Origin of the sequence: Wenyingzhuangia heitensis (genome assembly GCF_011762155.1) — a bacterium.
In the GTDB taxonomy this organism is placed as follows: Bacteria; Bacteroidota; Bacteroidia; order Flavobacteriales; family Flavobacteriaceae; genus Wenyingzhuangia; species Wenyingzhuangia heitensis.
In genome coordinates, this window is the sequence record NZ_JAASQL010000011.1 from 1 (window position 1) to 7,764 (window position 7,764).

7 protein-coding genes are annotated in these 7,764 nt (G+C 27.1%); all 7 read right to left on the minus strand.

Annotation, left to right across the window (positions count from 1 at the left end):
* Positions 1–432: 432 nt before the first annotated feature.
* The 7 genes from FHR24_RS15280 to FHR24_RS15310 all read right to left on the minus strand — a co-directional run bounded on the left by FHR24_RS15280 (position 433) and on the right by FHR24_RS15310 (position 7,601).
* Complete coding sequence (locus FHR24_RS15280; protein WP_167191021.1) at positions 433–906, minus strand: hypothetical protein; 474 nt, start codon at positions 904–906, stop codon at positions 433–435.
* A gap of 854 nt (positions 907–1,760) precedes the next feature.
* On the minus strand, positions 1,761–2,549 hold the full coding sequence (locus FHR24_RS15285; protein WP_167191024.1) for a DUF2971 domain-containing protein: 789 nt from the start codon (positions 2,547–2,549) through the stop codon (positions 1,761–1,763).
* Between the two features lie 208 nt (positions 2,550–2,757).
* Positions 2,758–3,702, minus strand: a complete 945-nt coding sequence (locus FHR24_RS15290) for a hypothetical protein (protein WP_167191027.1) — start codon at positions 3,700–3,702, stop codon at positions 2,758–2,760.
* Between the two features lie 1,416 nt (positions 3,703–5,118).
* Complete coding sequence (locus FHR24_RS15295) at positions 5,119–5,727, minus strand: hypothetical protein (protein WP_167191029.1); 609 nt, start codon at positions 5,725–5,727, stop codon at positions 5,119–5,121.
* Between the two features lie 216 nt (positions 5,728–5,943).
* Positions 5,944–6,234, minus strand: coding sequence for a type II toxin-antitoxin system RelE/ParE family toxin (locus FHR24_RS15300; protein ID WP_167191032.1), 291 nt, complete (start codon positions 6,232–6,234; stop codon positions 5,944–5,946).
* On the minus strand, positions 6,227–6,466 hold the full coding sequence (locus FHR24_RS15305; protein WP_167191035.1) for a ribbon-helix-helix domain-containing protein: 240 nt from the start codon (positions 6,464–6,466) through the stop codon (positions 6,227–6,229). Before FHR24_RS15305 ends, FHR24_RS15300 begins: the two co-directional genes overlap by 8 nt.
* A 247-nt stretch (positions 6,467–6,713) precedes the next feature.
* Positions 6,714–7,601, minus strand: a complete 888-nt coding sequence (locus tag FHR24_RS15310; RefSeq protein WP_167191038.1) for a hypothetical protein — start codon at positions 7,599–7,601, stop codon at positions 6,714–6,716.
* Between the last annotated feature and the right edge of the window lie 163 nt (positions 7,602–7,764).

Genomic DNA, 7,764 nt, shown 5'->3' on the forward strand with positions numbered 1-7,764 from the left:
AGTAAAAGATTCTTTTCATTAAAAATATATCGATGAATGAATTTTAGGAAAAACTACTGAGCTAGCAAGCAATGAAAGTTAGTAGAAGTATAATTAAAAATATTTCAAAGTTTAGAAATGTTGTTTTTTAGAATTTACCCAAACTGATTCCCAAACTCTATTTTAGATTTTTTGGACTATGTATGCTAACATTTGGCTAGGCTTTGTGCGGGAAGAAAATCAACGGATTTTCGAACACGGACTAAGCCGAAGCTTTTTGTTTGGTTTTGTTTCTTTTGATTTCACAAAGCCAAATCAACAAGATTTGGCGACCTAGTAAATACAAACAAAACTTTGAAGTTAGTACAAAACACGCATGAAGTTTAGCCGGTGTTGTAAAATGCAGACAGTCAGAGCCAAGTATTAAATCAATTTTCAGACTTTTACTGAGATTTAAATTTCGCTTAATTCATTTAGAAAAATGGACTTTGTGTTTATTAATTTCTTTATGTCTAAAAAATCTTTCGAAGTGTAGAATAATATTTTTCCTTTTGAATTAGATATTTTAACTAAAGATGGATTCGTATTAGATTTCAGGGACAATTTTTCAATATTTAAATCTGCTACTGAGTATTTTCGAACTATTGGGAATGAACCAATTGAAGTTGTTACTATTTCATTGTTATGTGCTACTATTTTTACTACGATCTTTCGTCTATTTTTAATAAGTGAGTATAAAGACCAACTAGTTCCAATAAATATTAAACACATTAATAATATTTTATGTTTCGGTTCATCTACAACTAATTCGTGTTTTTGAAGGAACAAAATAATCATAGATATTTCTAAGATTAATGAAAAAAATAATATTCCTAATAAAGCAAAATATTTTTTATTTTCTTTAATTATAGCATTTTTTATTTCCATAATAAGTAATTCAATGGAACGATTTGTATTCCTGTTTTTTACAACGTATTTGTATAAAAATCAGTTTGTGAGAAAAGAGGCAAAGCCTTTTCGAACGACTGATTTAACTTTTGTTTAAAAGTACAGAACATTGGGAAAGAAACCAAACACAAATTGTTTTTATGCGGTGTTAGCTTTTGCAGCTTTTTAAGTTTCAGTTTATATTGAACTTTTATTGAAACTTAGCGTAATTACTGAATTCCAGAATGACTTTCTTTTTCAGCTTTTAAAAACTATTTTGAAAATTAAAACCAGGAGTTATTTTTTTAAACGCAAGAGTTATTTCAACTTAGTTATACTTTTAAATTTTTGCTTTCGACTTATTAAAATATCTTTCGAAGAATAATTTTTGCGTAGTTACTATTTCAATAAACGCAAGAGTAGTTTCAGCGTTGCTACATTAAAATTCAGCATAACTACGATTTTAAAAGAAGAAATATTTCAGTAAGTTTAAATTTCTCAGCAAGTAAAAAACTATTTTGTTTTAAGGTTATAGAACTTTCAGCAAGCAAAAAGTTTTGTGAAAAAGTAGGAGTGACGTACTTTCAATTTCCTAAGAATTTTATGGTTTCGTAAGTTGTTAAAAATTCGACCGAATTTTACTGCCTGTTAAAGCTAACGTGTTTGGCTAAGCTTAGTGTGGGAGTTGATAATCGACTGATTATCGAACGAGCCACTTAGCTTAGACTTATTTTTTGTTTTTATCTTGTCGACCTAAAAATAATCAAATAAGTTTAAGCGGACATAGTAAATAAGCCAAAAACTTCGAGAAAGCCTAAAAACCCACATTAAGTTTAGCCGGTGTTGGGCAAAGTTTATTTAAATCGAATGATTTCTTTTAATTCACTTTCTTTCGATTTTTTTTTAATTCCATATTTACTGATTAATGAATCAACAATATTTTTATCAGAATCAGAGCAATTAGGACCTAATGTTATTTCAATATTTTCGAAGCAATTATCGTCTATTTCTATGTCAAAAAATGAAAATGGTAATTGTTTGTTTTGACCAATATTTTTTATACAATCTCCAACATCGTTAAAGTCTTTGATTGGTGGAAGTATCAATAATATAAAACGGCTTTCTTCCTCAAATCCCCACCTTTCATGTTTCGAAATAGCTAAGTTTTTAGTAGTAATGGATATATTTTCTTGTTGTATATTTATCAGCTCATTAAATTTTTTATTTAACTCTTCAGTTTTTAGATATTCTATTTTTTTAAAGAATTCTTCATGTTTAATGAAACTTGGGAAAATAAAATAATCTTTATTTAAGCATTCGTCAATTGTAAAAGGAAGGTGTTTTTCTCCCTCAACTAGTATTTTAGCTTTTGTGGTTTTTTGATTTACTTTTTTTAGTTTAAATGGTTTTTTGTTTATACCAATTCTTACTCCTTTCATATTGTTGGAGTACATGTTCCAAAGAGCAATGTTTTCTTCTTTATTTTCTGTAAAACAACTAACAAATATATAATTAGAAAGTTTCAATTTTTCAAATTTTGTACTTTCAAGTCTATCATTAACTTGATTTAAATTGTTAAATCTAATCTTTTTATTATGTAAAATAAGAGCTAATATTTCAATACTTGTATAATGATAGATCATTAATTTTTAATTTTGCCCAACGGTTTTGGCTTATGGAACGTTTGGAGTGTAAATAAGCGATCAATTATCGGATTTAACACCAAGCAAAAGCTATTTAATTATTTTTTCTAAAAGTAATATAAATGGCTTTTGTGACAAAGTAAAGAAGCCAGAAACTTCGAGAAAGGAGGGAAGCCCAAATGTTTTATAGCCGTTGTTGTAACCAGTTTTATCGAAATTTTCTAATTTTATTTATTTTATAATTATTCACTGAAAAAGTACCTAAACTATCCATTCTTTTTTGATTATTATCAGACTTTTCTAATAAATAAACATCATTATCAGGGTTAGATAAATAATTTTTAATCATATCTCCATTTTTAATTTTATCCCAATCTTTTTTTTCAAAATGATGATATACTAAATTATAGTTTAAAGCATTTAAATTATCTGCTTTTAGGTTAATTTTTGAATTGTATGCAATTTTCATTTCATAAGAAACAATCATAGGTATTGAGTCTTTGTCTTTTGTCTCAACTTTATCTTTTATGATTGTATTTCGAAAACTAGTTAATTCAAAAAAAGAAAAAATTTCACCTGGTTGAATTTTCTTTATTTTATATAGAATATAGTCGAATTTGTCTTCTTCATAAAATTCTCTTTTGAAATCGATAGGATTTTGATTATACTCAAAGTATTTCATTGCATCTACTGCAATTTCACCATTAATTTTAGGATATGTCATTGTTAATCCACAGTCTAAAACATTAGCATTTCCTTCATTGTCAATTTCAAAAGGTATTCCAGTAAATAAAATATTATTTTCATTAGATTCATTTACTAAAATAACAATTGATGTTTTTTCTGAATTCAATTTAAAGTAACCTAATTTTAGTTTTAGTTTACCTTTATCAAAATTTCCTGATTTTTTCGCAATTTTATTTTCATTATATATAGAATAAAAAGATATTAAAATAGCGATTATGGAAAGTAATGTAGGAATCCAAAATTCACGTCTTTTTTCTTTTCTCTTTTTTTTTTTTGGACATTTTTGGTAATTGGTTACAACGTATTTTGCTATGGTTTGTGCGGGCTTGAAAATCGGGAAGATTTTCGGGCAGGTACAAAGCCAGAGCTTTTTTGTTTGTTTTAACTTTTTGTTTTTTAAAGCCAAATCGAAAAAGATTTGGCGATGTTGTAAATATAGAAAAAACATTGAGAAAAAACTCAGTCCGCATTAACTATAGCAGTTGTTAACTTATCGTATTTTATTTACTAGAATTTTTCTAAAAATTAAAATGTTAGCGTTGCTACTAAATTAAATTCATTAGGATTTTAATTTCTTTTAAATTAGAAACTTCCATAGTTTTCTTAAATTTTCAAAACTTGCGTTGCTACTTTTTTTTTTCAAGGATTAAAACTTTCTAGAATTAAATTTCTCAAAAACTCCACGTAGCTACAGTTTGATTTTCAATGATTTTAAAGCTCATTTTTTATTTAAGATATCATTTGAAACAAAATTAAAGAAAACTCAACACAGCTACTTAAACAGCCGAAAGAAGCAACGATTATTTTCTATAAACTATCGATAAATTAATTTTAGGAAAAACTACTGAATCCGCAAGCGATGAAAATTTGCTGAAGTATAATTAAAAATATTTCAAAGTTTAGAAATGTTGTTTTTTAGAATTTACCCAAACTGATTCCCAAACTTTATCATAGAATTTTTTTCAACTATGTAAGTTAACGTATTTTGCTATGGTTTGTGCGGGCTTGAAAATCGGGAAGATTTTCGGGCAGGTACAAAGCCAGAGCTTTTTTGTTTGTTTTAACTTTTTGTTTTTTAAAGCCAAATCGAAAAAGATTTGGCGATGTTGTAAATATAGAAAAAACATTGAGAAAAAACTCAGCCCGCATTAACTATAGCAGTTGTTAGCCTGCGTATTTTTCAAAGGTTGAAAAATATTTTATTCATAATTGATTTTTTTAGAATTAGATTAAAAACTATTATTTAATGAGAATTTTAGAGCCCAGGACTACATATTATTTCATTTATTAAAAGAATTTTTCATTGAAAACTAAATTTTAAAATAGTTGATTTTAACTGTGATTTCTCAGCTTTTTGTAAACTATTGATGGATATTGTTTTCTCAACAAAAGAATTTTATTAGGAGTGATTTATGAGCTTTTCTATAGGCAAAGAAATAACTTTCAACAATTTCTTAAGCGACTAAATAAAAAAACAGCGGAGCTAACCGAAAAATTCTCTTAAACGACTTTTTCAAAGTAATTTTAATACCATTCAACGATTGAATATTTCATAAAAAGAGAAAAGAGGAGGGAAGTGGTTTTTTCCAGTTTTAGCGGTTCTGACCTATGCTGGCTAACGTATTTTGCTATGATTAGTGCGGGCTTGGAAATCGACAAGATTTTCGAGTTTGGACTAAGCCATAGCTTTTTGTTTGGTTTTGTTTCTTTTTTTAGATTACTAAGCCAAATCGAAAAGATTTGGTGACTTAGTAAATATAGACAAAACTTTGAGAAAGAACTAAACCCCGCATTAATTATGAGCAGGTGTTGGCTAATGTTTTTATATTCCCGCTGTAGCATTTATATTTCCCCAATGAGAATTTCTTGATTTTCTTTCCTTTTTCAGAATAAAAAGTTTTGATTTTTCATAAACTAAATCTAATAGATTATAATTTAAATCTGTCTTTTCAATATAAATACTTTTCTTTAGTTTGTTTTCGTGTTTAACTTTTGGTTTTAAAATTTCAAAGTAATTAAAGTGCTTAGTTGTTTTAATTATATTTAGAGAGTTTTCTTGTTTTTTATCATTTATTGTTTCTTCAAAAATTAAATTATATTCGAAATTTTTATTCCAATTAGGTTTTAGGGATATTCTATTTATAACTAGGGAGATGTACTTGTTTAGTTCTATTTCTCTATTATTTTCATAAAAAACACTAACGAAGTCATATTCAAATTTTTTGAGAGAATAATTAAAGAAGTTTTCATTGATGTTTAAAAAATATATTTTCTTTGTAAACAGCCCATTTTTTTCATTTTTAAAAGAAAATTTAATGACATTTGATTCGTATAAATGAATCAAAGTTTGAATGAAAAATAAGTCTATTGTGAATTTTTCAGAATGGATTATATGATTTAATTCAGTGGGATGGATTTTGACTTTTTTCATTTCGATAATATTTGCCAACGGTATTGGCTTATGGAATGTTTGGGGTTTAAAAGCGATAAACTATCGGATTTAGGACCAAACAAAAGCCATTTAATTATTTTACTTTAAAAGTAATGTAAATGGCTTTTGTGACAAAATAAAGAAGCCAAAAACTTCGAGAAAGGAGTGAAGCTCAAATGTTTTATAGCCGGTGTTGGCTAATGTAATTTTTTCTCGTTAAATAATATTATTCAAATCTTGTTTTCCAATTATAGCCATGATTTCAACAATTTCATTATTGTTTATTCTGTAATAAATACTGTCTGAACCACAAACACAACGTCTATAATCTTTTTTCAAAAAATTCACAGATTCAAAAGAATAAGGACTTTCAGCTATGATTTCAAAATGTTCAAAAAAAGAGTCAAAATATTTGTCGGCTCGTACCATTCCAAAGTTTTTAACTCCATAATGATGAATTCTTACTAAATCCTCTTTAGCAATATTACTCAACTTGTATTTAACCATTAAGTAAAGACTTAGATTCAGCTAATATTTGTTCTTTAGTGTCGTTTGTAAATCCACTTTTTTCTGCTTTTTCAAGTTTAGAACTTATCCAGTCTATTTGTCTTTGTTGTTTTCGAGCTTGTCTTATTAAATCATTTACAAGTTCACTCTTACTAGAGTATTCATTATTGTCAACTTGAGATTTTAACCATTCATCATTTGGTTGTGTGAATGAAATACTTTGTCTTGTCATAAGATTCGATTTTGATGTAAATTTACACCAAAAAATATTTAAATCATAATAAAAGTTATATTGTGTTTATTTTCAGATTGTTGGTTTTTATATTTGCCAACGTTGTTGTATATGGTTTGTTGCGTGTTTAAAGCAACTAATTTAGTAAATAATTACCGACCAAGAAAGTCCGCGAGGACTTTCGTAAGTAGGCGAGAAGCCAGCAATAAATTATATACGGTGTTGGCAGTAGTTTTTTGTTTTTCGATTAACATATTTGGAAGAATGTAATTCCACTTTCTTCTTCGATTCCGGATATAATTTTTCCTTCTTTCTCTAAAGTTTCTATTAGGTGAAATGCATCACTTTTTGATATTGAAAATATATGACCAATAGCTCTTACAGCAAATACTTCTGTTGGATTTTCTTTAAAGAAGTTTAGAATTTTTTCTTTCATTTCTTTTTCAAGACTATTTCTTAATTCAGTCGCTATTTCTATTCCGTAAGAAATTCTTGTTAGATTAATTTCAGTTGGTAATGAATGAACTTGCTCATTTCTGATTTTTTTTAATTCATTAAATAATGTTATTTGATGTTTAGTCAATATCTTTTTTTGCAGAGCTTCTTCCCATTTGAGCGTATTACTAAAGTCAATATTATTTCTTAAAAATAATTTCTTTATCAATTTATCTATTTCTTCCCAAAATATGATTAAACCAGGAAGTGACTTGTCTTTAGTAGTATAATTAAATTCAATTTCAAATAAGTTTTTAAGTAATAATTCTCCAATAGTTCTATAAGCTTCAAGATGATTTTTGTCAACGCTTAGCCCAGTTCCATCGTGATATAATTGATTTCTTAGCCTATGATAAAATTCTATGTCAGATAATTCGATTCCAGATATTTTGTTATTTGCTTTTTCACTTAATAGATTAACCATTTTCGGAAATGAATTTCCGATTTCGTCTTTTTCTTTAAATGAAAATTTAACTTTAGATAGACTAAATGGCATAAAAATAAAGGTTCTGATTGCTGTTTCAACTGAGTTGTCTATACTTATAAAAGCAATTCTTTTGTCAAATGCTTGTTCTTTATTAATATGTTCATCAGCGTGTCTTAATAATTCTAAAGCTCCAGATGCCCAAGTTTTTTCCATTTATGATTTTTTATATTGAGGTTCTGTCAAATTACTGCCAACGTATTTTGCTATGGTTAGTGCGGTTAGAAAATCGGGAAGATTTTCGGGCAGGTACAAAGCCAGAGCTTTTTTGTTTGTTTTAACTTTTTGTTTTTTAAAGCCAAATCGAAAAAGATTTGGC